The following is a 25,861-nucleotide window of genomic DNA, read 5'->3' on the forward strand; positions in this document are numbered from 1 at the left end:
GCTGGTTCAAGTCCAGCTCGCGCAGCTCGATGCGCGGTGGTCCAAAGGCAGGACGCGGCGACATGACAACTGACCTGGGTCCTCAAGCGTGCCGGCGTGCTCATATGGGCGGCATCACAGGGCCCGGGGGCCGGCTACGCCCTCGGGCCCGCTCCTGTTCCGGGACCTCTTGCGATTGCGTTCATAAGGAACGCGGCATTCACCCGTCCTTTCACGCCGCGGAAACGTATACGTTCCATGCGCAGCAACGACGCGATCTACCCTTGACACCAGCAGCCCGGCCGCCGTCGCCCGAGGCCCACCCTCGCCCTCGAACCGACAGGAGCCCCGTGCCCCGGCGTTCGCCCGTTGCCGTTCGCGCACTTTCCCTGCCTCCCTGGCTCGCCCACGTCCTGCGTGCCCAACGTGAGCCGGTTCCTTGGAGCGCCGTGGTCCGGGGTGTCCTCGCCGCCGGACCCCTGCTGCTCGCGGCCGTGCTCACCGGACGCACATCGGCCGGTGTCGTCGCTGCCCTCGGCGCCATGCTCGCCGGGGTCAACGACCGGCCCGGCAGCAGGCGCGCCTCCGTCGAGCGGCTCGGAGTTCCCGCCCTCGCGGGCGCCGCCGGACTGCTCGTCGGCACATACGCCGGGCAGCACACCGGGGCCGTGCTCCTCACCCTCGTGCTCACCGGCCTCGGGCTCGTGGCCGGTGCCGTCAGCGCGGTCGGGCCCGTCGCCTCCGGGGCCGGAACCCAGCTGCTCGTCGCCTCCGCGGTCGGCGCAGGAATGCCCCTGCCCGACCCCGGTTGGCAGCGCGCCCTCTGCTACCTCGCCGGTGCCGGCTGGCTGCTCGCGCTGCGGCTCGTGCTGCCGACACCCGGCGCGACCACCGGCGACTACCGCTTCGACGGGGAACGCGACGCCGTCGCCGATGTGTACCAGGCCATCGGCGACCTCCTCGTCGCCGTCGGCACCCCGCGGGCGACGGACCGCCGAGCGGCCCTCACCGCCGCACTCGACCATGCGCAGGACGCGCTCGCCGGGCCCCGGCTGCGCCGGTACGCGTCCTCCTCCGCCGAGCGGCGCCTGCACGCGCAGTACGCCGCCGCCCTGCCCCTCGCCGAGGCCGCCACCGCCCTCGCCTGGGCCGGGGACGCCGTACCCGCGCGGGCCGCGGAGGGGTCGCACCGGCTCGCCGCCGCCGTACGCGGCAACACGCCCACCGGGCTGCTGCCCGCACCCGCTCGCGACGCCCCCGCGCTGCGCGCCCTCGACGATGCCCTCCTGCACGCCGCCGAGGCCTTCGACCGGGGCGCCGAGGGGCGCGACCTGCACGCCCGGCGCCGTACCGCCGCATCCGCGCTGTGCGCCGCCCTCGGCTCCGGCGGGCGCGAGTACGGACTCCGTGTCGCCCTGTGCTTCGGTGCCAGCGCGGGCGTCGCGCAGTACCTGCACCACGCCCGCTGGTACGGGCACCACGCGCACTGGTACTGGCTGCCCGCCACCGCCGTATTCCTCGTCAAGCCCGACCTCGGGCCGCTCGTCTCGCGCGTGCTGTGCCGAGCCGCCGGGACGGTGCTGGGCGCCGTCGTCTTCGCCGCCCTCGCCGCGGTGGTGCCCCGGCCCGGGGGGCTCATCGCGACGGTGGCGCTGTGCGGGGCGCTCATCCCCGTCGCCATGCGCCACTTCGCCGCGCAGACCGCCGTCGTCACCGCTCTCGTCCTTGCCCTCGTCATGGTCGGCGGTGAACCGGGCGCCTCCTGGAGCCGGATCGGGGAGACCCTGCTGGCCTGCGGGATCGTGCTGCTCGTCGGGCATCTGCCGGCGCCGGGGCAGCGCGGCGGCACCGTACGGGCCCGGCTGGTGCGAGCGGTGGACACGGCGAACGCGTACCTCGATCACGTACTGACCCGGGACGACGACCGGGCCGGACGCTGGGCGCTGCGCCGCGAGGCCTACCGGGCGCTCGCCGAGGCCCGCGCCGCCATCGACCTCGCCTCGGCCGAACACCCCTCTCTCGCCAGGCACTCCGCGGGTACGGACGAGGTGGCCGTTACGCTCGAACGGCTGGTCGATACGGCCACCGCGTGCGCCGTGCATCTCGACGACACAGGACGGCTCACGCCCCGCCACCGTCAAGGGCTCGCCGAACTCCTCGACGAACTCGCCGAGCGACACGCGCACGCGGGACTCGGCACGAACCGCATGAAACCGCGAGAGCCCTCGGTGACGTACTGAACTCCAGTGCGTCAGCTCGGAGGTACGGACAAACCTGGTCACCCCGCGAACTTCTTCACAACTCTGCGTGGACCGAGTGTCGAGTACGTCTCAGTACCGTCACTTCACGAGCCGTTCACCCCAGGAAAGGCGTTTAACTCTACGAGCCGACCGGGATCGGCTCGCCGAGACACGGCGTGACAGGGAGGTGCAGGGTGAACGGGAGAACGGTGCTGGAGCGCTTTCCCGCGGGCGGACCGCGCGGCTCGTGGCCCGCGGAGGAGTTCGCGCAGGCCCGCCGCCTCGAGGGGCAGCCCGCGGAGGTCGTCATGGATCTCGCTACGGATGCGTTCCTGGTGGTCGTGCCGGGAGCCGACGCTGCCGAGTGACGTCCCTCGTTCTCAGCCGGCCTCCGGCGCGGACACCTTCGACGTGAATTGTTCCGCCTGCAGCGAGTACAGCTCCGCGTAGACGCCACCGGCGGCGAGGAGTTCGTCCGGGGTTCCGGACTCCACGAGCCGCCCTTGGTCCAGGACGTGCACCAGATCGGCGTGGCGCACCGACGCCAGCCGGTGCGTGATGAGGATGACCGTCTGTCCGGAGCCCGCCAGCGCGCGGATCTTCTCGAAGACCTCCAGCTCGGCCCGGGCGTCGAGCGCGGCCGTCGGCTCGTCCACGATGAGGATCTGCCCGCGTCGGTAGGCGGCCCTCGCGATGCCGAGCCGCTGCCACTGCCCGCCGGACAGTTCGTGCCCGCCGCTGAAACCACGTGCCAGGAGCGTGTCGAGACCGCGCGGCAGGTCCGCCACGACGTCCTGGGCGCCGGCCTGGGCGACCGACGAGGCGAGGCGCTCCTCGGTCAGGGGAGCGGCCGAGCGCCCGACCGCGACGTTGACGCGGGCCGTGAACGGCCACCGCTTGAAGTCCTGTGCCACCATCGCGATGCGCTCGGCGAGCTGTTGCCGGTCGGCGGTCGCCGCATCGACGTCGTCCCACAGGATCCGGCCGCGGTCGGGTGCGTACAGCCCGGCCAGCAGTTTGACCAGGGTCGTCTTCCCGGAACCGTTCTCGCCGACGAGGGCCACGATCCGCCCCAGCGGCACGGACAACGTGACGTCCTTGAGTGCGGGACGGCTCGCGTTGCCGGGGTAGGTGAACGTGACGTTCTCGAAGCGGACCTCGCCCGGATCCTCGGGCAGTGGATCGCCGCCGACCGGGATCGCACGTTTGGCCGCCTCCACATACAGGCGCTGCAGATCACCCACGAACAGGGCTTCCTCGTGGAGGGAGTTCACTTCCAGGACGAGCGTGTCCAGGCTCGCCGAGCCGGTGCGAATCGCGATGACGGCCGTACCGGCCACGGACAGCGACATCGCGCCCGCGAGCAGCAGCCCGCCGAGCGTGGCGTACGTCGCCACGGTGGCCACCCCCGTCCAGGCGGCCGCGATCAGCCCGGTGCGGGCCGCGAGCCGGGCCAAGCGGGCCTGTTCGGCCTCGGCGTTCTCCGACATCGAACGGAAGTGGCGCAGCAGGAAGGGGGCGACGCCGTGCACACGGATCTCCGGGGCGGCGGCGGGCTCGGTGAGCAGACCGCTCAGCAGATGGCCCGCGCGTGCGTGCTGCACCCATGCGTGGAACGACTCGTAGCGCCGCCGAGCGATCGTCAGCGCGCTCCAAGCACTGGGCAGCGTCATCGTCACAAGGAGCGGGAGCAGCGCCGGATGCAGGACCGTCAGTACACCCGCCGCCGCGATCAGCGAAATCATCGCGTTCACCACCCGGGTGGCGATCGCGATCATGCGGCGGGCCGAGGCGGCGCCGTACTGCGCGGTGTCGAGCAGCTTGTGGAAGGCGTCGTCCTCGATCGCGGACAGTTCGACGGCCGCCGCCCGCTCCAGATACAGCTCGGTCGCGACCCGCTCCACCTTCGGCTCCAGCCGCCCGGTGGCATACGTAGACGCGGCTCGCAACAGCGCGGACAGCAGCATCACCGCGGCGACCGCGACCAGCGCCGGGACCGCGCCACGCAGCCGCCCCTGAACCGGTCCGCCCGACATCAGCCGCGCCAGCACGGAGTTGACCGCCAGCAGACTCACCGCCTGCGCAACGCCACGGCTCACCTCGGCGCCCAGCACGACACGGGCGGCGCGCCGGTCGGCCTGCCAGGCGAGCCGGAAGCTCGACGCGAGCAGCGACGGCAGCCGGGTCACCATGGCCCGGAAGTTCAGTTCCAGAAACGCGTCCGAATGCTGCGACCAGCCCATGTCGTAGCGCAGCGGACCGCCGAAGAGCAGGGACTCCGAGTCGGATGTGGCCGGTCCCACCTCATCGGAACTCTTCTTGTTCGCGCCGGACTTCCTCGCCACGCATGACCTCCCCCGAGTGCGGACGAACGATGGTCTCCCCAGGAACGCAGTCCTCCACCCGTCGGCGCAACGATGTTTCGGTACGACCGAGGTCGCAGCCGTTGTCCGGGGGCCGCGGGGACCGGAGCATCTCGCCGTGCTCCGTGGGACCCCTCTCGCGGGTCCCGAACACAGCGAACTGCTAGTCCTGAGCAGACCCGCCTCACGAACTGATCGGTGATGGCCGTCCGGTGACGAGCTGATGGGCGGTCCTCCGGTGGCGAACTGATGGCCGGTCGGCTGTCGAACACTGATCGGCGATCGCCCGTTCACGCGCTGATCGGTGGTCGCCTGCATCGCAGTCATCGGTCTTCGTCCGGTCACGAACTGACCGGTGGTCGGGTCACGCGCTGACCGGTGGTCGCCTGCACCGCAGTCATCGGTCTTCGTCCGGTCACGAACTGACCGGTGGTCCGGTCACGAACTGACCGGTGGTCCGGTCACGAACTGACCGGTGGTCGCCCGGTCACGCGCTGATCGGACGGGACCACGCCGGAGGCGTGCCCATCACCCGGCACAGCGCCAGATAGAGCGGGATCGGCGGGGTGTACGGCATCGTGTCGTCCGGCCGGTGGATGAGTCCGGGGATGCCCGGGGTGTCCGGGACAAGCGCTCCCGTGGCGTAGCGCGCTGGTGCCGGCCAGACCAGTGCGACGTCGGACTCGGACGGCACGATCCACCACCAGTCGGCCAGGTCGGCGTACACACAGCCCACCCGCGGCAGTCCGGGCAGCAGCAGCGGTCCGAAGCGGGCGGGCACTGCCACGGCGTCGCAGCCGAGTGGAACCGTCATGTCGTCGGGCAGGGGAAGCCGCCTGGACGCCGCCCCGGAGGTCCGCCGCGCCCGCCCGAGGCGGACCAGCGAGTCGAGGGCCAGGACCTGTGCGATCCCGGGCCCTGTGGACTGCGGACCCCTCACGCCCATGCGGTCCCCGTTTCCCAGGCCCCCTCCGTCCCGGAACCGCGGCCGTCGGATGGTGGCCGCTTGGCACCCCAGCCCAGGTCGGAGCGTGCCTCGCCGTCGGTGAGCGGCTCCTTGGAACTCCGGCCCGGGCCGGTGCGCGCGGTGTCCCCGGTCGCCCGGGACCTGCCGCCGGAACACGACAGGTCCCGGGACGGCTGCGCCGGGCGGGGCGGCGCACCGGAGACCGAAGGGTCGGCCTCCCGTGCCAGCTCGGCCCAGACCAGCAGCCCGGGCCCCGCCTGCTGGGCTCCCCAGCCCCGGCACAGTGCCTCGACGAGGAGCAGTCCCCTCCCGTGCTCCTCCTCGGGGCGCTGTGGCGCGGGATGCGGCTCGTCCGGAGCGCATCCCTCGTCACGTACGGCTATGCGCACCAGGTCACCCTGGTCGTGCAGTTCGCAGGCCACACGCTCTCCGGCGGTGTGCACGATCGCGTTGGTGACCAGTTCGGAGACGACCAGAGCGGCCGTGTCGCAGGTGTCCTCGCACACCGCCCAGCCGGACAGCCGGGCGCGCGTCAGCCGACGGGCCCGGGCGACGGAGCTCGGGTGTGCGGCCAACTCGAAGCGGAACCGGCGCTCCACGGCCACGCCCGGACGCAGCTCTGCGGAGCTGCCCGGGCCGAATAGGTCTGCGGGAGCGTCTGTTCCTAACGGCGCGGACGGAATCACGCTTGCCACTATCGCCCTGGCTTGAACACTTGGCAAGAGTCACTCTGAAAATTGCAGAGTGCAGTGTGACTCCGAGAAGGGCCATGGCACACTGCTCGCAACAGCACGCCGCATGACGCCAGTTGAGGCCCCGGCACGGACTTCGAGTCCGGTGTCGGCACCACGAGTTCGTGGATCGCGGGCGAACGGCGCGCGGGGAACGGTGCGGAAGCGATCCGGAAAACACCATCAGGACGGTCAGGCCCCAGGAGGACAGGAGGAGGTACGAGGTGAGCGAGCCGCGGTCGGCACCGACGGTCGGTCAGGTCGTCCTCGGCCGGCGCCTGCTGCACCTGCGTGAACGCGCGGGTCTCAAACGGGAGGAGGCCGCGCGCATCCTGCGTGTCGCGCCCGCCACCGTCCGCCGCATGGAGACGGCTGAGGTCGCCCTCAAGATCCCCTACCTCCAGCTGCTGCTGAAGTCGTACGGGGTGAGCGAGGAAGAGGCCGAGGCCTTCGTCCAACTGGCCGAGGACGCCAACAAACCAGGGTGGTGGCAGCGGTTTCACGACATCCTGCCGGGCTGGTTCTCGATGTACGTCAGCCTCGAGGGCGCGGCCGCGCTCATCCGCCAGTACGAGCCCCATTTCGTACCCGGCATCATGCAGACCGAGGACTATGCCCGGGGCGTCCTGAAGTCGGGCGCCATCGGACAGACCCGGCCGGAGGACATCGAGCGCCATGTGGCGCTGCGGATGCAGCGCCAGGAACTGCTCACGCGTGAAAACGCGCCCCGTATCTGGGCGGTGATGGACGAGACTGCGCTGCGCCGCCCGGTCGCCGGCCGGCGTGTCATGCGTGCCCAGCTCGACAGGCTGCTGGAGGTCACGAAGCTGCCCCATGTGACGTTGCAGGTGATCGAGTTCTCCTCGGGCCCGCACCCCGGCACGTACGGGCCCTTCGTGCTGTTCCGATTCGCCATGCCGGAACTGCCGGACATGGTCTACAGCGAGTACCTGACCGGTGCCGTCTACCTGGACGCGCGCGCCGAGGTGGCGACCCACCTCGAGGTCATGGACCGCATGGCGGCCCAGGCCGCCACTGCACAACGCACGAAGGAGATCCTCGAGGATGTCCGCAAGGAGCTGTGAATGGATCGCATCACGCCGCGCGAACGCGTCTACAACGGCATGCCCGCCCGCGAACTGGGCAGCGAGGGCTGGCACAAGCCGTGGAGCGGGGGCAACGGCGGCAACTGTCTGGAGGCGATGAAGCTCGCCGACGGCCGGATAGCCGTGCGTCAGTCCACCGACCCGGACGGACCCGCGCTGATCTACACCTCCGACGAGATGACCGCGTTCATCGAGGGGGCCAAGGCGGGGGAGGCAGACTTTCTGCTTTCCTGACTGCCTTGTTTTTCACTCCGTTGCTAGCAGAACTACTAACTTGGCGTTCAGCCGACCACTGATTTCCCCGGAGACTTACGGAGCTCTTCATGACGGGGCAGGACCCGACCCAGGACACCGTCGTCATCGACACGAACACGGTGAAGAGGGCGGGCACGGCGGGGTGGACGGGCGGGTATGGACGGACGGGCTGGTACGGGCGAACACTGAGGACGCTCACGCCGTCATCGGCCGGTCGTACGGTCCGATCGGCGCCGGCAGACGCGTCTCACCGCCAGTGAGCCGCCGGTCCACCGCCGCCGCCACGGCCCGCCCCTCCGCGATCGCCCACACGATCAGCGACTGTCCGCGCGCGGCGTCCCCGGCGGCGAACACACCGGGGATGTTCGTCGCGAAGTCCTCGTCGCGTGCGATCGTCCCGCGTACGTCCAGCACGAGCCCGAGCTGGTCGATCAGCCCGTCGGCGCGATCGGGCCCCGAGAACCCCAGCGCGAGCAGGACGAGGTCGGCGGGGATCGCCCGTTCGCTGCCCGGCAGAGGCTGCCGCCGCTCGTCCACCTCGACCAGGTGCAGCGCCCGTACATGCCCGTCCGCGTCCCCCGTGAAGTGGAGCGTGGACGCCGCGAACAACCGCGCGTCCGCGTCCGCCGCGGGCGCCGTCCGCAGATCGCGCGCCTCCTCGTGCGCGGCGGACAGCCGGTAGATCTTCGGATACGTCGGCCACGGCTCGGACTCCTCGTTCCGGGCCGCCTCCGGTTGAGGGTAGATGTCGAGCTGGGTCACGGACGCGGCCCCCTCGCGCACCGCCGTCCCCAGACAGTCCGCCCCGGTGTCGCCGCCCCCCACGATCACAACGTGCTTCCCGGCCGCCGACAGCGGCGAGATCCCCAGATCTCCCTCGCACACCCGGTCGGCCAGCGGCAGATACTCCATCGCCTGATGGATACCGGCCAACTCCCGCCCAGGAACGTCCAGTTCACGCCACGCCGTGGCGCCGGTCGCGATCACCAGGGCGTCGTACCGCGCCCGCAGCTCGGCTGCCCCCATGTCCTTCCCTATGGCCGTCGACGTGCGGAACTTCGTCCCCTCGGCCCGCATCTGCTCCAGCCGCCGGTCGAGATGCCGCTTCTCCATCTTGAACGCCGGTATCCCGTAGCGCAGCAGGCCCCCTATCCGGTCCGCACGCTCGTACACCGCCACCGTGTGCCCGGCGCGCGTGAGCTGCTGGGCCGCCGCGAGCCCCGCAGGCCCTGAACCGACTACCGCGACGGTCCGCCCCGACAACCGCTCCGGTGGACGCGGAGGCGCGAAGCCCTCCTCCCAGGCCCGGTCCGCGATGGCCGCCTCCACGTTCTTGATCGTGACGGCGGGCTGGTTGATGGCGAGCACACACCCCGCCTCGCACGGCGCCGGGCACAACCTCCCTGTGAACTCCGGGAAGTTGTTGGTGGCGTGCAGCCGGTCGCTCGCCGCCCGCCAGTCCTCGCGCGAGACGAGGTCGTTCCACTCGGGGATCAGATTGCCCAGCGGGCACGCGTCGTGGCAGAAGGGGATCCCGCAGTCCATGCACCGGTTCGCCTGTCGGCTGATGATCGGCAGCAGCGCACCCGGGACGTACACCTCGTTCCAGTCCCGCACCCGTTCCTCGACGGGTCTGCGCGGCCATTCCTCGCGAGGTGTGGACATAAAACCCTTGGGATCGGCCATGGCCGTCCCCCTTGCACACACGTACCGGGTCGTTTCGTGCCACGATACGACGCCACTGCCCCGTGCGCCCCTCGATGCCGGGGCCCTGGTGACCGGCCCGGGGGCTCAGGTGAGGGCGAGAACGTAGGACACCGAGGCGCCGGCCGCCGTGACTGCGCGGACGTGGTTCCATATCGTCCACTCGCTCACATAGGTGCGCCAGTACGCGCCCGCCTCCGGAGATTCGGGGTCCAGTCGCAGGAGCGTGTCGTTGCGGGGGACGTTCGCCACGGCGGTCACTCCGAAGGCCCCTGCCAGATACAGACCGCTGCCCACGAGCAACTGCACCGTGCCGTTGGCCGGCCACAGCACGAACGTCACCACGGCGAGCACGGCGCACAGCACCGCCGCCCCCACAAAGACGATCATGAACGCCGGTGTCATCGCGGCCCTGTTGATCGCGTTCATCGCGGCTGCCCCTTGCGCGGGCGGCAACGAGTCGAGCCCCTTCACCACGAGCGCGGAGAACGCGCAGAACACCCCCGCCATCACCCCGGTCCCGAGCGCCCCGAGCACGGTCAGCACGAAGTACGGCCCATCGATCATGTCAACTCCCGCTTCGATCCCCCGGAACCTTGGGATCATGCCCACCCCTCCCAGTCACTACAAGTGAAACCATGTACAACGTCAGTGAGCGTGCGCGCACCGTGCGGCTCATGCGTGACAGGTCCCGTGTGGCCGAGCCAACTTTTCGACCCGCCTCGCCCTGCCCACACCTGAAAGGGACCCTCCCCTCCGAGGACCCGAAGGACCCGATCCGTCGGGTCCTTCGTTCCGCCGAGGATCCGAAGGGACCCCCCCTCCGGGGCCGAAAGGGCCCGACCCGCTGGGGACCCGAACGGCCCCCGACCCGCCCTCGCCCGAGCCGGGATCACGCCGCCTCCCGGAGCCGCCACTCCTCCAGCACCGTCTCCACGCCGTCCGCGATGCGCCGCCGCGCCTCGGGGCGTGGCACTCCGTTCATCAGCAGCTGGTCGTACGGCGTCTCCGTATGCCGCACGGACGCCCGCACCGCGGCCGTCACCGCCTCCGGCGACAGAGCCCGTCCCGCCGCACTGCGTCCCACCCGTCCGCTTCCGCGCACCGAGGCATGCGCCGCGATCGCCTGTGCCCGTCCGGCCGGGCACCCGGGAAACAGCCGGCCGATCTCCCGCGCGAATGCCTCCCTGAACCGCACGTCCTCGGCCGCCCGCCGCCGGGCGTCCCGTGCACGCCGCCTGCGTCGCGCCTCCGCATCCGCCAGGCATCGCTGCTCGGCCAGCGCGAGCGCCGTCTCCTCCACGAGCACTCCCTGCCGCTCGTAGCGACCGCGGCGCCGGTTGAAGCGCACCACCACCGCCGACAGCGCGCTCGCCTCCCGCGAGCGCCGCGTCAGCGCCGTGTCGCCCCGCGGCAGGAACACCAGATGCCCGAGGTCCGCGCAGTCCAGGCACCGTGGCGCTCCCTCCTCCAGTACCAGCAGCGGCAACGGCCCGCCCCGGCACTCGGCGCAGTGCCGACGTTTGAGCGGCTGGAACACCAGGAGTCCGCCATGGGGCGGGGGAGTCGCGGTAGGCGCCATGACCGCTTCATTCCCCGCACGCCCGAGCGGAGACCTCGACGGACCCGGTCTCCCCGCGACTACGGCGCCCCGTCGTCGGCCGCCCCGTGGGCTCGTCGGCGCCGCGCGGCATCATGGGCCCTGTGCGACTCGAAGCGATCACCTGGGAACGGCTCGGCGACCTCCTTGCCGACCGGCTGCTCGATCTGAAGCCCGACGGCGGCAGCTCCTGGCCGCGCATCGCCTTCGACGGAGCCCCGGCCGCGCGCCCCGGCGATCTCGCGCAGCGGGTGTCCGCCGCGCTGCGGATGCGCGGTCGGCCCTCGCTCACCGTCGGTTCTGAGGGCTTCCTGCGCCCCGCGTCCGTCCGCCTCGAGCACGGCCACCGGGACCCGGATTCCTACTACGACGGCTGGCTCGACACCGGCGCCCTGTGGCGTGAGGTCTTCGGCCCCCTCGAGCCCGGTGGCGACGGCCGCGTCCTGCCCGATCTGTGGGATCCGGCCACCGACCGGGCCACCCGCAGCTCCTATGTCCAACTCCCGCCAGATGGACTCCTGTTGCTCCACGGTCCCCTCCTTCTACGGCACTGGTTCCCCTTCGACCTGACCGTCCACGTACTGCTCTCACCTGGCGCGCTCCGCCGTCGCACCCCCGAGTCCGAGCATTGGACCCTCCCCGCCTTCGAGCGCTACGAGGCGGAGACGGATCCAGGCGCCGCCGCCGACGTACTGGTCCGCGCGGACGACCCGCGCCACCCTGCCTGGAGCGGCTGATCGCGCGCGGTTCCGCCGGTGTACTGCCCCGCCCGGGCCTGTCGGCTCGCCTGCGGCACACGGCCGTTCCGGGTGCGCGCCCCGAGAAGCACGGCGAGAATGAGGAGCGCCGGGACATGCGGTGCGTCCCGTGCCGCGCCGGCCGTCCGGCACCGGGAGGTACCCATGACCACCGCCGGAGACATCATGCACCGTGGTGCCCAATGGATCCCCGCCCACGAGACCCTGGACCGCGCCGCTCAGTTGATGCGCGAACTCAACGTCGGTGCACTGCCCATCAGTGACGAGAACGAGCGGCTCTGCGGCATTCTCACCGACCGCGACATCGTCGTCGGCTGTGTGGCCATGGGCCACGACCCCTCGCGCGTGACCGCGGGCGACCTGGCCAAGGGCACCCCGCGCTGGATCGACGCGGACGCGGATGTCGACGAAGTGCTCCACGAGATGGAGGAGCACAAGATCCGCCGACTCCCCGTTATTGACAACAAGCGCCTCGTCGGCATGATCAGCGAGTCCGACCTGGCCGGTCATCTGACAGCGGATCAACTCGCCCTATGGGTCGAGAGCGTCTACGCGAGAGGCGCGACACGCTGACCCGGTCCGCTCGCCCATCGACCTCGCCGGGTCACAGCCATCCGTTGCGCTTGAACCCTCGGTACAGAACGAGGCAGCCGACCGCTATCGCGACCAGAACCAGCGGGTAGCCGAACCCCCAGTGCAGCTCCGGCATGTACGTGAAGTTCATGCCGTAGACGCCGGTGATCATGGTCGGCACCGCGATCAGCGCGGCCCAGGCCGTGATTTTCCGCATGTCCTCGTTCTGTGCGACGCTCACCTGCGCGAGATGTGCCTGCAGGATCGAGTTGAGCAGCTCATCGAAGGCGGCTATCTGCTCGGTGGCGCGCAGCAGATGGTCGGAGACGTCCCGGAAGTAGGCCTGTATCTCCGGGTCGATCACCCGGACCGGCCTGCCGGCGAGCTCCTGGATGGGTCGGTCCAGCGGCACCACCGCTCGCCTCAGCTCCAGGAGTTCACGCTTGAGCTGGTAGATGCGCCCCGGGTCCGCCCGCGCGCCGTTCTCAGCGAACACGTCCGTCTCGACCTGGTCGATGTCCGCCTGGACCGCGTCCGTGACGCTCAGATAGTCGTCCACCACGTGGTCCGCGATCGCGTGCAGCACCGCGGCGGGTCCCTTCGCGAGCTGCTGTGGATTGGCCTCCAGTTCCTCCCGCAGCGGGCCGAGCGAACCGTGCCGGCCGTGCCGCACCGTGATCACGAAGGCGGGTCCCACGAAGACCATGATCTCCCCGGTGTTCACCACCTCGCTGGTCGCGGTCAGCTCCTGGTGCTCCACGTAGCAGACGGTTTTGAAGACCGCGAACAGCGTTTCCCCGTAGCGCTCCAGCTTCGGCCGCTGATGTGCCTCCACCGTGTCCTCGACCGCCAGCGGGTGAAGATCGAAGAGCTCGGCAATGCCCGCGAACTCCTCGTTCGTCGGCTCGTGCAGTCCCAGCCAGACGAAGCCGCGGTCGCTCTTGCGGACCCGCTCCAGGGCTTCCACCAGATCGTGGTCGCCGGTGACACGCACACCGTCCTGGTACATCACGCAGTTGACCACCGCGGAGCCCAGCGGTGACCGGGCGGGATGGCTCAGATCGACACGCGCACGACGCCGCGCCAACCCCGCCACCTTGCGGAGGCCGCTCACCCTGCCGAGGCTCGTGACCTTCCGCAGATTCCCTGCCATGGACATCTGGATCTCCTTGCGTGGATCTCCTCGCGCCGTACTGTGCGCCTTCGCGAGCCAGTCTGCCAGTCCACCTCGAGCACCGGAAAAGCCTGTGGAAACGGAACATTCCGCTTCGGCGGGCGAGTTGTGGGTTTCCGTGAGGCAAATGTGCGTCCCGTGTGACGGTGCGTGCGGACCCCGAGGCGCGCGGCTCCGGGGGCGTGCCCACGTAGGCAGGCCGACCTGGGATGATCTCGGCATGACGGGAAACGATGGGTATCTCCTCGACAACCGGCAGACCGAGGCGGGCCGGCGCTTCGATGCGCTCTCCGCCCTCTTCGACCCGACGACCTTCCGCCATATCGAGGGGCTCGGCATCGAACCAGGCTGGCGCTGCTGGGAGGTCGGCGCGGGCGGCACCTCGGTCGTCTCCTGGCTCGCAGAGAAGGTCGGACCGGGCGGCAAGGTCGTCGCGACGGACATCGACACCTCGTGGGCGGCGTCGGCAGCAGGCCCTCCGGTCGAGGTCCGGACCCATGACGTGGGTGCCGAGGAGCCGCCGGGGGAGGGCTTCGACCTTGTGCACGCCCGGCTCGTTCTCGTCCATGTGCCGGACCGGGAGCGGGCCTTGCGATCGATGATCAAGGCGCTGCGCCCCGGCGGACGGCTGCTGGTCGAGGACGCCGACCCCGCTCTCCAGCCCCTCGGCTGCCCGGACGAGTCCGGTCCCGAGCAGCAGCTCGCCAACCGCCTGCGCACCGGCTTCCGTACGCTTCTCGCCGAACGCGGCGCCGACCTGTCCTACGGCCGCCGACTCCCGCGCCTGCTCCGCGAGGCGGGGCTGCACGGTGTGGAGGCCGACGCGTACTTCCCCATCGCCTCACCGGCCTGTACGGCCCTCGAAGCCGCAACGGTCCGTCAGCTCCGCGACCGTCTCGTCGAGGCCGGCCTCGCCACGAACGAGGAGATCGGACAGCACCTGTCAAATGTCGCCTCCGGCACGATGGACCTGGCGACGGCCCCGATGATCTCGGCGTGGGGGCGCAAGGAGTAGCCGTGGCGCGCGCGGCGGGGAGAAGGGCGGCGCCCCGGCACCGCCGAGTCGACGGACGGCCTACCGGGCACCCCTCACCGGTCTTGCTCCCACCTTCCCCACCGCCATGGCCCCCGCCCGGCACCCCTCCGACGCCGCCTCCTCCGGCTGTGCCCCCGTGAGCAGCGCCGCCAGGAACGCCCCGGTGAAAGCATCTCCCGCGCCCGTCGTGTCCCGGGGAACGGCGGGCACCGGCGGGATCCGGGCCCGGACCGCTCCCGAAGCGGCCACCAGTGCGCCGTCCGCGCCCTGTTTGACCACCACCAGGGGGACGTGGCGGCTCAACTTGGCCGCCGCATCCGCGGGATCGGGCAGTCCGGTCAGCAGACACGCCTCGTCCCGGCTGGGCAGCAGCATCTCGACGCCCTCGGTCAGCGAAAGGAACCGGTCCACCCCAAACCCGGTGAGGAAACCTGCCGACGCCGGGTCCAGACTCACCGGCACGCCACGGGCGCGTGCTGCCTCCAGGACCACCGTCGCCAGCGCGCGGCTCGGTTCGGAGAAGAGTAGATAGCCCGACAGATGCAGTCGTACGACGCCGTCGAGCAGGGCGTCCGACCAGTCGCCGGGGGTCAGGCGCAGCGACGCTCCGCTGTCCGTGAGGAACGTGCGCTCGGCCGAGGCGCCCGTGTCCACCAGGCAGATCACGGTCCCCGTGGGCGCCTCGGGGTCGACGACCAGGTGGGGCCGTACGCCCGACGCCACGAGCTCGCGCTCGTGCCACGCGGCGGCCTCGGCCCCGACGCGGCCGAGCAGTCGTACGTCCGGGCTGCCCCAGTGCGCCGCCCAGCACGCCACATTCGCGCCCGCGCCACCGGCCAGCGTCCGGATGACGGCGGCCGTGTCCGTGCCCGAGGCGAGCGGACCCCGGTGCCGGGCGACGACATCGGTGACGACGTCCCCGACGACGAGCAGCGCCCCGCTCACGCCTCGGCCCAGGCAGCCGCGATCCGCGCGGCGAGCCGTACGTTGCCCCGCACCGCCGCAAGATTGGCGCTGAGTGAAGCCCCGTCCGTGTGCCGTACCAGGTAGTCGAGCAGGAACGGCGTGACCGCCTGGCCCGTCACGCCCTCCTCTTCGCAGGCGTGCAGCGCGTCGGCGAGCACACGCGCGTGGAGCTCGGGATCGAGTTGCTCCGCCGCCGGGACGGGGTTGGCGACGATGAGTGCCGACTCCGGACCGCCGAGCTCGTCCTGCGCGCGCATCACCTCCGCGACCTGCCCCGGCGACTGAAGGGTCCAGTCCACCTGATGCCCGGAGTCGGACAGGTAGAAGCCCGGAAAGCGGTCCGTGCGGTAACCGGCCACCGCCACACCCAGCGTCTCCAGACGCTGCAGTGTCGCGGGGACGTCCAGGATGGACTTCACCCCCGCGCACACCACGGTGATCCTGGTCCGTGCCAGCAGACCCAGGTCGGCGGACTCGTCCTGGGTCACCGTCCACTCGCGATGGACCCCGCCGAGCCCACCCGTCGCGAATACCCGTACACCCGCCAGAGAGGCCAGCAGGGCCGTCGCGGACACGGTCGTCGCCCCGCTCACGCCCGCCGCCACCGCGAGCGGCAGATCGCGGTGGCCCAGCTTGCGGATCCCGTCCTCGTTCGCGACCCGCTCCACCTGTTCCTTGTCCAGGCCGACATGGGGCCGGCCGTCCAGGACGGCGATCGTCGCCGGTACGGCGCCCTCCCGCCGAACGACGTCTTCCAGCTCCAGGGCCACCTGGAGATTGCGGGGACGCGGCAGCCCGTGCGCGATGATCGTCGACTCAAGGGCCACCACCGGCCGGCGCGCGGCGAGCGCCTCCCGCACCTCTTCGGACACCATCAGCACGTGCCTGCCTCCCGTCTTTTCGGTTTTCCCTCATCTCTGGCGGGCGGCGCGCCCGGCCAAACCCTTGCGGGCCGGAGGAGAGAACACCAGCCTGGGTGCATGACGGACAACTCGCCACGTCTCGACCATGTCGTCCTGTGGGTCCGGGATCCGGTCGCTGCTGCCGGTTTCTACGAGAAGGCGGTCGGCCTGGAGCCCGTCAGGGTCGCGGAATTCGCCGCGGGCAAGGTGTCGTTCCCCTCCGTGCGGCTGAACGAGGAGACCATCCTCGACCTCGCCCCGCGCTCGCTCATCAAGGGCATGAACATGCTCCCCGGGGCCGCGGAGAGCGCCGGGCATCCGGTGAACCACGTATGCCTGTCCCTTGGAGAAGACGCGTTCGAGGCTCTGAGGGCACGCCTGGAGGAGCGGTCCGTCCCCGTCTCGGACTTCTCCTACGACTCCTTCGGCGCCCGCGGCAGGGCCCGGCGCAGCTTCTACTTCCGCGACCCGGACGGGAACGTCTTCGAGGCTCGGCACTACGAGTAGGGCCCTCAAGGTGACCTCGCGGGTCCTGTGGGCACCCGCGAGGGACGTTTTTGTCAGGTCGGCTCAGAACAGCGGTTCCGGAAGCACTCCCTCGAGCGCCAACAGCTTCCGCTTGGTCTCCAGGCCGCCCCCGAACCCGCCGATGCCGCCGTCGCTCTCGACCACTCGGTGGCACGGGACCACGACCGGCAGCGGATTCGAGCCCATCGCCACACCGACGGCCTGGGCCGCGCCCGGCTGGCCGGCCCGGCCGGCCAGATCGCCGTAGCCCACCACCGTGCCGTACGGCACGCCCGACGCCAGCTCACGCAGCACCTGGCGGTTGAACCCGCCGATCAGCGTCCAGTCCAGCGGAAGGTCGAAATCGCGCAGCTCACCCGCGAAGTAGGCCGCCACCTGGCGTATCGCCTCGGCCAGGAGCGGGGAGGCGGGGTCCTCGACGGGCTGCGTGCCGAGCCGGGACGCGAGCCGCTCCAGCGCCTTGTCACGCACCGCATCCGTGGCGTGGAACACCACGTTCACCAGGCCGTCGCGCGTGGCCGCGAGCAGCAGTGGCCCGATGTCCGTGGTGACCACGGTCCACACCGGCTGCTGTTCGTACTGCCCATGACTGTCCATGCGCCTACGGTACGGCGCGGCACTGACAACGCCCCGGGGTACGGATCGCACGGCCGTCCGTACCCCGGTTGCGTCGTGCACTCAGTAGGCGTCGATCGCCTTTCGCACCACGTCGGGCACGTTCGTGATGAAGCCGTCCACGCCGTAGCCGGCCTCCCGCCGGGCCGCGTCCGCGCTGTTGACGGTCCAGGCGAACACCTTCATCGTCCGGGCGTGCGGTCCCTTCTGCGCGTGGACCGCGGAGACGTAACCGGCGGAAAGCTGGGTGTACGTCGAATTGATCTGATCGGCGAACCGCGCATACGTCTGCAACTCCGTCACGCGTGGCGTGCCCAGGTAGGCCGTCCTGATCCCGGGCCTCAGGGCGTGGACCGTCCGCACGCTGGCCGCGCTGAAGCTCTGGACGATCAGCCGGTCCCTGAGATGGGCGGAGTCGAGCCAGCCCTCGTTGCTCAGCAGCCCGAGGGTCTGGCGCTCGATCCCCGGGTACAGCTCCGGGTTCTTGATCTCCAGCAGCAGCTTCTGGTGGTTGTGAGAAAGGCGCTCCATGTACTGCCGCAGCGTCGGCACACGCGTGCCCGCGTACCGGCGGCCGAACCAGCTGCCCGCGTCCAGGCGTGCGATCTCCCGCGCGGTGAAGTCCTTCACCCTCCAGGGTGCCCGGTGCGGGAACAGTCGCTTGACGTCGGTCGTGCGGTCCAGGGTGGCGTCGTGGATCACGACGAGCTGGCCGTCACTGGTGCGCTGCACATCGTTCTCGACCCAGCTGAAACCCATGGCGGCCGCCCTGTCGATCGCGGCCAGGGTGTTCTCGGGCGCGTACGCGGAGGCGCCGCGGTGGGCGACGACCACCGGGCCGTCGTCTCCAGCGGCGCCGGCGGGGGAAGCGGGCAGTATGACGACGCCGAGTGCGAAGACGGTGGCGGTCGTGGTGGCGGCTACGCGCGCGTGCATACGTACTCCTCGCATCGGGCAATCACACACGGCATCAGGATGACAGCAAGGAGTGAGGAGTGGGCAGATTCGAAAAGGTCACAGATTGACTGGAGATTCCCAAACCTGCTCACAGGTGCCGCACAAGTGCGGCAGCGCCGTGATTCTTTGCCGGATAATCGTTCGACCGTTCCGGTGCGGGTCATACTCTCTGCCTCACCCCTGGCCCTCGTCGCGGTCGCGAGGGATGGGGGCATTGCCGGATTTCAGGACGCACCAGGGTGGGAAAGGCAGCCGCGCATGCAAGGCACTGTCGACGGCTTCAGCTACGGAGTCGTCACACCGTTGGTGGCGTACCTCATGGCCTGCCTCGGCGGCGCGCTCGGTCTGCGCTGCACCACACGATCGATGCTGGTCTCCCACTCCTGGCGGGTCGGCTGGCTCGCCCTCGGATCGGCTGCGATCGGGTCCGGCATATGGACCATGCACTTCGTCGCGATGATGGGTTTCACGGTCAAGGGGACCCCCATCCACTACGACAAGGCGACCACGTTCGCCAGTCTCGCCGTTGCCATCGTCATGGTCGGGGTCGGCGTCTTCATCGTGGGCTACCGGGGGGCGACCGGTGTGGCGCTCTTCACCGGCGGCACCCTCACCGGACTGGGCATCGCCTCGATGCACTACCTCGGCATGGCCGGAATGCGCCTGAACGGCGTGCTCAAGTACAACACCTTCACCGTCGCCGCCTCCGTCGTCATAGCGGTGGTCGCTGCCACCGCCGCCCTCTGGGCTGCGGGACAGGTCCGCGGATTCCTCTGGAGCGTCGGCGCGAGCCTCGTCATGGGACTCGCCGTCAGCGGCATGCACTACACGGGCATGGCCGCCCTCGCGGTCCATGTGCACGGCTCCTCCGGCACCCCGGTCGGCGACTCGCCCGCCGCCGTGCTCGCGACGATGATGATCGGTCCGCTCGTCTTCCTGTGCCTGGCCGGCGTCGTCGTGATGTTCGACCCGCTGATGGTCATGGGCAGGCCCGCCTGGACCCCTGCCGAGCGCAAGCCCGGCGTGCCGGCCCACTCGGAGGTCGCCCACGCCGGACGGCACCCGCGACCGCTGGCCCGCTCCGGTCGGCGCGCAGGTCAACGGGGCTCCCGCATCCCGCAGAACCGGTGACCGGCCCCGCGTTGTCAGTGGGGGGTCGTACGGTTGATGACATGCGGCCCGTTTCACAGATCGAACGCACGGTGGCGCCCTTCGAGGTCGTCAGCTCCTACCAGCCCAGCGGTGACCAGCCCACGGCCATCGCCGAGCTGCAAAAGCGCATCCGCGCCGGCGAGAAGGACGTCGTCCTGCTCGGGGCGACCGGCACCGGCAAGTCAGCCACCACCGCGTGGATGATCGAGAAGCTCCAGCGTCCCACCCTCGTGATGGCGCCGAACAAGACGCTGGCCGCCCAGTTGGCCAACGAGTTCCGTGAGCTCCTGCCGAACAACGCGGTCGAGTACTTCGTCTCGTACTACGACTACTACCAGCCCGAGGCGTACGTCCCGCAGTCGGACACGTACATCGAGAAGGACTCCTCGATCAACGAGGAGGTCGAGCGCCTGCGTCACTCCGCGACCAACTCGCTGCTCACCCGCCGCGACGTCGTCGTGGTCGCCTCGGTCTCCTGCATCTACGGCCTCGGTACTCCGCAGGAGTACGTGGACCGCATGGTCAGCCTCAAGGTCGGCGACGAGATCGACCGCGACCAGCTGCTGCGCCGCTTCGTCGACATTCAGTACACGCGTAACGACACAGCGTTCACCCGCGGCACCTTCCGGGTGCGCGGCGACACCATCGAGATCTTTCCCGTGTACGAGGAGCTGGCCGTCCGGATCGAGATGTTCGGCGACGAGATCGAGGCCCTTTCCACCCTCCACCCGCTCACCGGCGAAATCATCAGCGACGACCAGCAGCTGTACGTCTTCCCCGCCTCCCACTACATCGCCGGCCCCGAGCGCATGGAGCGGGCGATCAACGGCATCGAGAAGGAGCTGGAGGAGCGCCTGGCCGAGCTGGACAAGCAGGGCAAGCTGCTGGAGGCCCAGCGCCTGCGCATGCGGACGACCTACGACATCGAGATGCTCCGCCAGATCGGCACCTGCTCCGGCGTGGAGAACTACTCGATGCACTTCGACGACCGCTTGCCCGGCACCCCGCCCAACACACTGCTCGACTACTTCCCGGACGACTTCCTGCTGGTCATCGACGAGTCGCACGTCACCGTGCCCCAGATCGGCGCGATGTACGAGGGCGACGCCTCCCGCAAGCGCACCCTCGTGGAGCACGGTTTCCGGCTCCCGTCGGCCCTGGACAACCGCCCCCTGAAGTGGGAGGAGTTCCAGGAGCGCATCGGCCAGACGGTGTACCTGTCGGCGACCCCCGGGCAGTACGAGCTTTCGCGCTCGGACGGCCAGGTCGAACAGATCATCCGCCCCACCGGCCTCGTCGACCCCCAGGTCGTGGTCAAGCCCACGGAGGGTCAGATCGACGACCTGGTGCACGAGATCCGCAAGCGCACCGAGAAGGACGAGCGCGTCCTGGTCACCACGCTCACCAAGAAGATGGCCGAGGATCTCACCGACTACTTCCTCGAACTCGGCATCCAGGTGCGCTATCTGCACAGCGACGTGGACACTCTGCGCCGGGTCGAGCTGCTGCGGGAGCTGCGGTCGGGCGAGTTCGACGTCCTGGTCGGCATCAACCTCCTGCGGGAGGGTCTCGACCTGCCCGAGGTGTCCCTGGTGGCGATCCTCGACGCCGACAAGGAGGGTTTTCTGCGGTCGGGCACCTCGCTCATCCAGACCATCGGCCGCGCCGCGCGCAACGTCTCCGGCCAGGTCCACATGTACGCCGACAAGATCACCCCGGCGATGGAGAAGGCCATCGAGGAGACCAACCGCCGCCGGGAGAAGCAGGTCGCGTACAACACGGCGAACGGCATCGACCCCCAGCCGCTCCGCAAGAAGATCAACGACATCGTGGCACAGATCGCCCGCGAGGACGTCGACACGGAACAGCTGCTGGGCACGGGCTACCGCAAGACCAAGGACGGCAAGGGCGCCAAGAGCCCCGTCCCGTCGCTGGGCGGCCAGGCCGCGAAGGGCGCCAAGTCCGCCAAGGGCAAGGCCAAGGAGACGGTCCCGACCGACCGTCCGGCGGCCGAACTCGCCGGGCAGATCGAGGAGCTGACCGAACGGATGCGGGCCGCCGCGGCGGACCTTCAGTTCGAGATCGCGGCACGGCTGCGCGACGAGGTCTCCGAGATGAAGAAGGAACTGCGGCAGATGAAGGAAGCGGGCCTGGCCTGACATCCCCGCAACCCGTCCCCGGACCTCGGTGTCCGCGCAGTGTGTTGCAAGACCGACACAAAGCGCGGTCCGGGGTTCGGCACTGTCAGTGCCGCTGCGTAGGGTTTTCGCATCCGCGGAGTACGCGGCCAACAGGGGACAGCTCGAGAGGGGAACAGCGCGTGACCGTCAACTTGACCAAGGGTCAGGCCATCAGTCTGCAGAAGAACGACGGGGGCACGCTGACCGCAGTGCGCATGGGGCTCGGCTGGCAGGCCGCCCCCCGGCGCGGGCTGTTCGGTTCGCGTACCCGGGAGATCGATCTCGACGCGTCCGCCGTGCTGTTCGCGGACAAGCAGCCCGTGGACGTGGTCTTCTTCCGTCACCTCGTGAGCGACGACGGCTCCGTGCGGCACACCGGTGACAACCTCGTCGGCGGTGCGGGCCAGGGCGGTGACGACGAGGCGATCCTCGTCGACCTGCAGCGTGTTCCGGTCCACGTCGACCAGATCGTCTTCACCGTGAACTCGTTCACGGGCCAGACGTTCCAGGAAGTGCAGAACGCGTTCTGCCGCCTGGTGGACGAGACCAACGGCCAGGAGCTCGCCCGCTACACGCTCGCCGGCGGCGGCGCGTACACGGCGCAGATCATGGCGAAGGTGCACCGCGCGGGCGCGGGCTGGACGATGACGGCCCTGGGCACCCCGGCCAACGGCCGCACCTTCCAGGACCTGATGCCCGCGATCCTGCCGCACCTGTAGGCGGCCGGACGCCCGGCACACGAGCGAAGCAGGGGGACGAGGCGATGACGGCCGAGCTGGTCCGGGGGCAGAATCATCCGCTTGCCCAGGTCCGAGTTGAGGTCCGGGTGTCGGCCGGCAAGCCGATCGTGGCCGGGGCCACGCTCAGCGACGCGCAGGGCAAGGTGCGCGGCATCGAGTGGGTGGCCCACCCGGGGGCGCCCACCCTCCCGGGCCTCGAGGTCTCCAGACAAGCCGCGGCCGACCACCGCCTCGCGTTCGACCTGGACGCCCTGCCGGAGAGTGTGCACCGGGTCAGTGTGCTGCTCGCCCTCCCGACCGGGATCGGTGGTCCGGTGCGGTTCGGTGCCGTCGCCGCCCCCTTCGTCGCGGTCACCGGCCTCGACGGCTCCGAGGTCGTGACCTACACCATCACGGGCCTGGACTCCGAGTCCGCCGTCATCGCGTTGGAGCTCTACCGCAGACAGGGCGCCTGGAAGGTCCGCGCGGTAGGCCAGGGCTACGCGGGCGGGCTCGCTGCTCTCCTCGTGGACCAGGGCCTGCCCGAAGCCCCCCAGCTCGCGGGCAGCATCAACGACGCGGTGGTCCAGGGCCTGTCCCGCTCGGTGGCACCACCCCCGCCACGCATGCCCGAGAGCGACCGCACACGCCAGACGACGGCCCCCGCCGCACCCCAGGGCGCAGCCGGCTCCGTACCGCCGCAGCAGGATCCGCCCGGCGTCCCGCAGCAAGGGAGCCCGTACGACGCCCCCGGCTCGCCGGGCCCGGTCCCGCACCCTGCCCCCGGCGGGCCGATCGACTACAGCCACCCCGGCAGGCAGACCGCGGCGCCCCCCACGCTCCCGCCGACCGCACCCGCGACCCCGCCCGGGCAGCCCGCACAGCCCGTCGCGGGCGACGCGACCGGCTGGTCCATGGAGGAGCGGCTGTACAACCAGGTGTGGGGAATGTTCGAGGACCTGGCGCGCACGGCGGCCGCGTACCGCAGTGCCGTCGATTTCGCCGACTCCCGCCTGGAGCAGGAGCTGGACAAGGTCCTGTCCGATCCGCGCAGCCGCGTCGGCGGGCCGGGCGACGCCGCTCGCGAGGAGGCCCAGGCCAAGCACGCCGAGCTCGTCAACCAGGCCAGGTCCGCACTCGACCGCGATCTCACCCAGCTCATCGCCGAGTCCGATGTCGTCGAGCCCGCGCTGCCCCCGGCCTTCGCCCGGTGGGACAACCCGGCCTGGCACGGCTATCGGGTGCCGATGGAGATCCCCATGGCCGTGCGCCTCGGCGACCTCCATCTGCCCGAGAGCGAGAGCCTGCGCATCCCCATGCTGGTCAGGCTGCCGCTGGAACGCGGGGTCTGGATCGACAGTGGCCGCTCGGAATCACTCGAGCCCCTCGCGGACGCCGGCGAAGCGCGCCGTCTAGCCATGGAGGCGGCGGTGATGCACGCGGCACGACTGCTCGCCGTGTACCCGCCCGGTGAGTTCTCGGTGCACGTCGTCGACCCGGCGGGGTCGGGCGCCCCGTCGCTCGCGCCCCTCGTGCGGTCCGGGGTGCTCTCCTCCCCGCCCGCCGCCGGTGCCGCGGGGGTGGCGGATGTGCTGACCCGGCTCACCCAGCGCGTCGACCTGGTGCAGATGGCGGTGCGGGGCGGCGCCTCCGACTCCCTGCCGCCAGGCGTGGACACGGCCGAACAACTGCTGATCGTCAACGACTTCCCGCACGGCTTCGACGACCGGGCCGTGACCCAGCTGCGCTATCTCGCGGACGAGGGGCCGGCCGTGGGCGTGCATCTGATGATGGTCGCCGACCGGGAGGACACCGCCGCCTACGGACCGCTCCTCGACCCGCTCTGGCGCTCATTGCTGCGGCTCACCCCCCTGCCCGACGACCACCTCGCGGACCCCTGGGTGGGCCACGCCTGGACGTACGAGCCGCCGTGCGTCCCGCGGGGCAGCCAGGTGCTCGACCAGGTGCTCACCCAGGTGGCCGAAGCCCGCCGCTCCTGGGACCACTGACCGTCTCCATCACTCGCCAAGAGCAGGTAAAGCTACCTTCACCAGCAGACTTGGGATTTCCTTTACTAGTTTCTTTACCTTCCTTTGGTATTCGGGTACTCTCTTTCACACGGAGGGGAGTATTCCCTGATGCCTACTGCGGCGTACCCGTCAATACGGATCAGGCCAGATCCCGGGGCGTCGGCCCGCAGTACTCCAGGCGCATCAAGCGCCCGGGGTCCGCGGGTGGAAGAGACCTCCGGTAGCGACGACGCTGACATGTGCCGTGACGTACTGCCGGAGGCGCAGTGGATGTTTCCCTGACCCTGTGGGTCCTGACGATCGTGGGCCTCGCCACCCTGATCGCGGTCGACTTCTTCATCGGCCGCAAGCCGCACGACGTGTCCATCAAGGAAGCCGGCATCTGGACGATTGTCTGGATCGCCCTCGCCGGATTGTTCGGACTGGGGCTGCTCGTCTTGGGCGGCGGCCGGCCCGCCGGAGAGTTCTTCGCCGGCTTCATCACCGAGAAGTCGCTGAGTGTCGACAACCTCTTTGTCTTCGTCCTGATCATGGCGAAGTTCGCGGTGCCTTCGCGGTACCAGCAGCGTGTGCTCCTCGTCGGGGTACTCATAGCCCTGGTCCTGCGGGCCGCTTTCATCGCCGCGGGTGCCGCGATCATCTCGTCCTTCTCCTGGGTCTTCTACCTCTTCGGCGCGTTCCTGATCTGGACTGCCTGGAAGCTGATCCGAGAGGCCAGGGACGACCAGGAGGACGAGGAGTACGAGGAGAACAGGCTGCTCAAGGCCGCCGAGCGCCGCTTCGGAGTGGCCGACCGGTACCACGGCACCAAGCTGTGGATCCGTGCGAACGGCAAGCGCGTCATGACGCCGATGCTGGTCGTCATGCTCGCGATCGGCACCACGGACGTGCTCTTCGCCCTCGACTCCATCCCGGCCATCTTCGGCCTGACCCAGGACCCGTACATCGTCTTCACCGCCAACGCGTTCGCGCTGATGGGTCTGAGGCAGCTGTACTTCCTCATCGGCGGCCTGCTCAAGCAGCTGGTTCACCTCTCGTACGGCCTGTCCATCATCCTCGGCTTCATCGGCGTCAAGCTGGTGCTGCACGCGCTCCACGAGTCCGGCGTCCATGTCCCCGAGATATCCATCCCGGTCTCCCTCGGTGTCATCTGTGCCGTCCTGATCGTCACGACGGTGACCAGCCTGGTGGCGGCCAGGAGGCAGGATGCGGCCGAGAGGGAGAGGCGGGGCGCCGACAGCGCCGCGAAGGACGGCGTCGAGGCCTGAGGCCGGCGTGATGCGCGAACGGGGCCGCTCGGGCCACCCCGACACGGATGCGCCCCCA

The 25,861-nt window shown here is 70.3% G+C and carries 24 protein-coding genes; 13 read left to right on the forward strand and 11 right to left on the reverse strand.

The annotated features are described in order from the left end of the window. The first annotated feature begins 329 nt into the window (after positions 1 to 329). Complete coding sequence (locus AAW14_RS14605; protein ID WP_265563953.1) at positions 330 to 2,219, forward strand: FUSC family protein; 1,890 nt, start codon at positions 330 to 332, stop codon at positions 2,217 to 2,219. A gap of 194 nt (positions 2,220 to 2,413) precedes the next feature. Continuing rightward, the gene (locus tag AAW14_RS14610) at positions 2,414 to 2,587 is read left to right on the forward strand and encodes a hypothetical protein (RefSeq protein ID WP_265563954.1); all 174 of its coding nucleotides are present in this window, start codon (positions 2,414 to 2,416) and stop codon (positions 2,585 to 2,587) included. A 12-nt stretch (positions 2,588 to 2,599) separates the two neighbouring features. On the opposite strand, the gene AAW14_RS14615 is transcribed toward AAW14_RS14610, so the two are convergent. The 3 genes from AAW14_RS14615 to AAW14_RS14625 all read right to left on the reverse strand — a co-directional run bounded on the left by AAW14_RS14615 (position 2,600) and on the right by AAW14_RS14625 (position 6,244). Beyond that, positions 2,600 to 4,462, reverse strand: coding sequence for an ABC transporter ATP-binding protein (locus tag AAW14_RS14615; RefSeq protein WP_265564124.1), 1,863 nt, complete (start codon positions 4,460 to 4,462; stop codon positions 2,600 to 2,602). A gap of 607 nt (positions 4,463 to 5,069) precedes the next feature. Further along, on the reverse strand, positions 5,070 to 5,528 hold the full coding sequence (locus tag AAW14_RS14620; protein ID WP_265563956.1) for a hypothetical protein: 459 nt from the start codon (positions 5,526 to 5,528) through the stop codon (positions 5,070 to 5,072). Further along, positions 5,519 to 6,244, reverse strand: coding sequence for an ATP-binding protein (locus AAW14_RS14625; RefSeq protein ID WP_416223301.1), 726 nt, complete (start codon positions 6,242 to 6,244; stop codon positions 5,519 to 5,521). The genes AAW14_RS14620 and AAW14_RS14625 overlap by 10 nt, the downstream gene beginning before the upstream one ends. A gap of 260 nt (positions 6,245 to 6,504) precedes the next feature. Here AAW14_RS14625 and AAW14_RS14630 point away from each other — a divergent pair, with 260 nt between their 5' ends. Both AAW14_RS14630 and AAW14_RS14635 read left to right on the forward strand, forming a co-directional pair. Further along, complete coding sequence (locus AAW14_RS14630; RefSeq protein ID WP_265563960.1) at positions 6,505 to 7,365, forward strand: helix-turn-helix domain-containing protein; 861 nt, start codon at positions 6,505 to 6,507, stop codon at positions 7,363 to 7,365. Next, the gene (locus AAW14_RS14635; RefSeq protein WP_265563962.1) at positions 7,366 to 7,620 is read left to right on the forward strand and encodes a DUF397 domain-containing protein; all 255 of its coding nucleotides are present in this window, start codon (positions 7,366 to 7,368) and stop codon (positions 7,618 to 7,620) included. A 216-nt stretch (positions 7,621 to 7,836) separates the two neighbouring features. Here the strand turns inward: AAW14_RS14635 and AAW14_RS14640 are convergent, their stop codons facing one another. The 3 genes from AAW14_RS14640 to AAW14_RS14650 all read right to left on the reverse strand — a co-directional run bounded on the left by AAW14_RS14640 (position 7,837) and on the right by AAW14_RS14650 (position 10,927). Next, positions 7,837 to 9,327 (reverse strand): glutamate synthase subunit beta, encoded by a 1,491-nt coding sequence (locus AAW14_RS14640; protein WP_265563963.1) that lies wholly within the window; start codon positions 9,325 to 9,327, stop codon positions 7,837 to 7,839. Positions 9,328 to 9,432: 105 nt separating this feature from the next. After that, positions 9,433 to 9,912, reverse strand: a complete 480-nt coding sequence (locus AAW14_RS14645; RefSeq protein WP_265563965.1) for a DUF1772 domain-containing protein — start codon at positions 9,910 to 9,912, stop codon at positions 9,433 to 9,435. A 325-nt stretch (positions 9,913 to 10,237) separates the two neighbouring features. Continuing rightward, positions 10,238 to 10,927, reverse strand: coding sequence for a DUF2293 domain-containing protein (locus AAW14_RS14650; RefSeq protein WP_265563967.1), 690 nt, complete (start codon positions 10,925 to 10,927; stop codon positions 10,238 to 10,240). A 113-nt stretch (positions 10,928 to 11,040) separates the two neighbouring features. Between AAW14_RS14650 and AAW14_RS14655 the strand changes: the two genes are divergently transcribed. Both AAW14_RS14655 and AAW14_RS14660 read left to right on the forward strand, forming a co-directional pair. After that, positions 11,041 to 11,682: a uridine kinase gene (locus AAW14_RS14655; protein ID WP_265563969.1), complete on the forward strand. Its 642-nt coding sequence runs from the start codon at positions 11,041 to 11,043 to the stop codon at positions 11,680 to 11,682. A gap of 165 nt (positions 11,683 to 11,847) precedes the next feature. Then, complete coding sequence (locus AAW14_RS14660; protein ID WP_265563971.1) at positions 11,848 to 12,276, forward strand: CBS domain-containing protein; 429 nt, start codon at positions 11,848 to 11,850, stop codon at positions 12,274 to 12,276. A 31-nt stretch (positions 12,277 to 12,307) separates the two neighbouring features. Here AAW14_RS14660 and AAW14_RS14665 read toward each other — a convergent pair whose 3' ends face one another. Continuing rightward, complete coding sequence (locus AAW14_RS14665; RefSeq protein WP_265563973.1) at positions 12,308 to 13,435, reverse strand: magnesium and cobalt transport protein CorA; 1,128 nt, start codon at positions 13,433 to 13,435, stop codon at positions 12,308 to 12,310. 235 nt (positions 13,436 to 13,670) lie between these two features. Here AAW14_RS14665 and AAW14_RS14670 point away from each other — a divergent pair, with 235 nt between their 5' ends. Beyond that, complete coding sequence (locus tag AAW14_RS14670) at positions 13,671 to 14,465, forward strand: methyltransferase (protein ID WP_265563975.1); 795 nt, start codon at positions 13,671 to 13,673, stop codon at positions 14,463 to 14,465. Between the two features lie 60 nt (positions 14,466 to 14,525). Here the strand turns inward: AAW14_RS14670 and AAW14_RS14675 are convergent, their stop codons facing one another. Both AAW14_RS14675 and AAW14_RS14680 read right to left on the reverse strand, forming a co-directional pair. After that, positions 14,526 to 15,431 carry a carbohydrate kinase family protein gene (locus AAW14_RS14675; protein ID WP_265563978.1) on the reverse strand — a complete coding sequence of 302 codons (906 nt, stop codon included), beginning with the start codon at positions 15,429 to 15,431 and terminating at the stop codon, positions 14,526 to 14,528. Next, the gene (locus tag AAW14_RS14680; RefSeq protein WP_265563980.1) at positions 15,428 to 16,333 is read right to left on the reverse strand and encodes a pseudouridine-5'-phosphate glycosidase; all 906 of its coding nucleotides are present in this window, start codon (positions 16,331 to 16,333) and stop codon (positions 15,428 to 15,430) included. The genes AAW14_RS14675 and AAW14_RS14680 overlap by 4 nt, the downstream gene beginning before the upstream one ends. A 99-nt stretch (positions 16,334 to 16,432) precedes the next feature. Here AAW14_RS14680 and AAW14_RS14685 point away from each other — a divergent pair, with 99 nt between their 5' ends. Beyond that, positions 16,433 to 16,861 (forward strand): VOC family protein, encoded by a 429-nt coding sequence (locus AAW14_RS14685; RefSeq protein WP_265563982.1) that lies wholly within the window; start codon positions 16,433 to 16,435, stop codon positions 16,859 to 16,861. 63 nt (positions 16,862 to 16,924) lie between these two features. On the opposite strand, the gene AAW14_RS14690 is transcribed toward AAW14_RS14685, so the two are convergent. Both AAW14_RS14690 and AAW14_RS14695 read right to left on the reverse strand, forming a co-directional pair. Next, positions 16,925 to 17,479 carry a methylated-DNA--[protein]-cysteine S-methyltransferase gene (locus tag AAW14_RS14690; RefSeq protein ID WP_265563984.1) on the reverse strand — a complete coding sequence of 185 codons (555 nt, stop codon included), beginning with the start codon at positions 17,477 to 17,479 and terminating at the stop codon, positions 16,925 to 16,927. 81 nt (positions 17,480 to 17,560) lie between these two features. Further along, entirely contained in the window at positions 17,561 to 18,433 is an 873-nt protein-coding gene (locus tag AAW14_RS14695; RefSeq protein ID WP_265563986.1) for a glycerophosphodiester phosphodiesterase, read from the reverse strand. Between the two features lie 279 nt (positions 18,434 to 18,712). Between AAW14_RS14695 and AAW14_RS14700 the strand changes: the two genes are divergently transcribed. The 5 genes from AAW14_RS14700 (at position 18,713) to AAW14_RS14720 (ending at position 25,803) form a co-directional block, all read left to right on the forward strand. Then, positions 18,713 to 19,585, forward strand: coding sequence for an MHYT domain-containing protein (locus AAW14_RS14700; RefSeq protein ID WP_265563988.1), 873 nt, complete (start codon positions 18,713 to 18,715; stop codon positions 19,583 to 19,585). Between the two features lie 41 nt (positions 19,586 to 19,626). After that, positions 19,627 to 21,765 carry an excinuclease ABC subunit UvrB gene (uvrB, locus tag AAW14_RS14705; RefSeq protein WP_265563989.1) on the forward strand — a complete coding sequence of 713 codons (2,139 nt, stop codon included), beginning with the start codon at positions 19,627 to 19,629 and terminating at the stop codon, positions 21,763 to 21,765. Positions 21,766 to 21,926: 161 nt separating this feature from the next. Then, positions 21,927 to 22,505, forward strand: coding sequence for a TerD family protein (locus tag AAW14_RS14710; RefSeq protein ID WP_265563991.1), 579 nt, complete (start codon positions 21,927 to 21,929; stop codon positions 22,503 to 22,505). A 44-nt stretch (positions 22,506 to 22,549) separates the two neighbouring features. After that, on the forward strand, positions 22,550 to 24,514 hold the full coding sequence (locus tag AAW14_RS14715) for a TerD family protein (protein ID WP_265563994.1): 1,965 nt from the start codon (positions 22,550 to 22,552) through the stop codon (positions 24,512 to 24,514). 287 nt (positions 24,515 to 24,801) lie between these two features. Continuing rightward, on the forward strand, positions 24,802 to 25,803 hold the full coding sequence (locus AAW14_RS14720; RefSeq protein WP_265563996.1) for a TerC/Alx family metal homeostasis membrane protein: 1,002 nt from the start codon (positions 24,802 to 24,804) through the stop codon (positions 25,801 to 25,803). Positions 25,804 to 25,861 lie beyond the last annotated feature (58 nt).

The sequence above is a fragment of the Streptomyces hygroscopicus genome (assembly GCF_026168105.1).
Classification (GTDB): Bacteria; Actinomycetota; Actinomycetes; order Streptomycetales; family Streptomycetaceae; genus Streptomyces; species Streptomyces hygroscopicus_D.

Coding starts and splice junctions, on each gene's coding strand:
- AAW14_RS14635 (WP_265563962.1), top strand. CDS start 7,366: ATGGATCGCATCACGCCGCGCGAACGCGTCTACAACGGCATGCCCGCC.
- AAW14_RS14700 (WP_265563988.1), top strand. CDS start 18,713: ATGCAAGGCACTGTCGACGGCTTCAGCTACGGAGTCGTCACACCGTTG.
- AAW14_RS14670 (WP_265563975.1), top strand. CDS start 13,671: ATGACGGGAAACGATGGGTATCTCCTCGACAACCGGCAGACCGAGGCG.
- AAW14_RS14645 (WP_265563965.1), bottom strand. CDS start 9,912: ATGATCGATGGGCCGTACTTCGTGCTGACCGTGCTCGGGGCGCTCGGG.
- AAW14_RS14640 (WP_265563963.1), bottom strand. CDS start 9,327: ATGGCCGATCCCAAGGGTTTTATGTCCACACCTCGCGAGGAATGGCCG.
- AAW14_RS14690 (WP_265563984.1), bottom strand. CDS start 17,479: ATGGACAGTCATGGGCAGTACGAACAGCAGCCGGTGTGGACCGTGGTC.
- AAW14_RS14695 (WP_265563986.1), bottom strand. CDS start 18,433: ATGCACGCGCGCGTAGCCGCCACCACGACCGCCACCGTCTTCGCACTC.
- AAW14_RS14650 (WP_265563967.1), bottom strand. CDS start 10,927: ATGGCGCCTACCGCGACTCCCCCGCCCCATGGCGGACTCCTGGTGTTC.
- AAW14_RS14685 (WP_265563982.1), top strand. CDS start 16,433: ATGACGGACAACTCGCCACGTCTCGACCATGTCGTCCTGTGGGTCCGG.
- AAW14_RS14655 (WP_265563969.1), top strand. CDS start 11,041: ATGGGCCCTGTGCGACTCGAAGCGATCACCTGGGAACGGCTCGGCGAC.
- AAW14_RS14620 (WP_265563956.1), bottom strand. CDS start 5,528: ATGGGCGTGAGGGGTCCGCAGTCCACAGGGCCCGGGATCGCACAGGTC.
- uvrB (WP_265563989.1), top strand. CDS start 19,627: ATGCGGCCCGTTTCACAGATCGAACGCACGGTGGCGCCCTTCGAGGTC.
- AAW14_RS14615 (WP_265564124.1), bottom strand. CDS start 4,462: ATGGGCTGGTCGCAGCATTCGGACGCGTTTCTGGAACTGAACTTCCGG.
- AAW14_RS14665 (WP_265563973.1), bottom strand. CDS start 13,435: ATGTCCATGGCAGGGAATCTGCGGAAGGTCACGAGCCTCGGCAGGGTG.
- AAW14_RS14715 (WP_265563994.1), top strand. CDS start 22,550: ATGACGGCCGAGCTGGTCCGGGGGCAGAATCATCCGCTTGCCCAGGTC.
- AAW14_RS14660 (WP_265563971.1), top strand. CDS start 11,848: ATGACCACCGCCGGAGACATCATGCACCGTGGTGCCCAATGGATCCCC.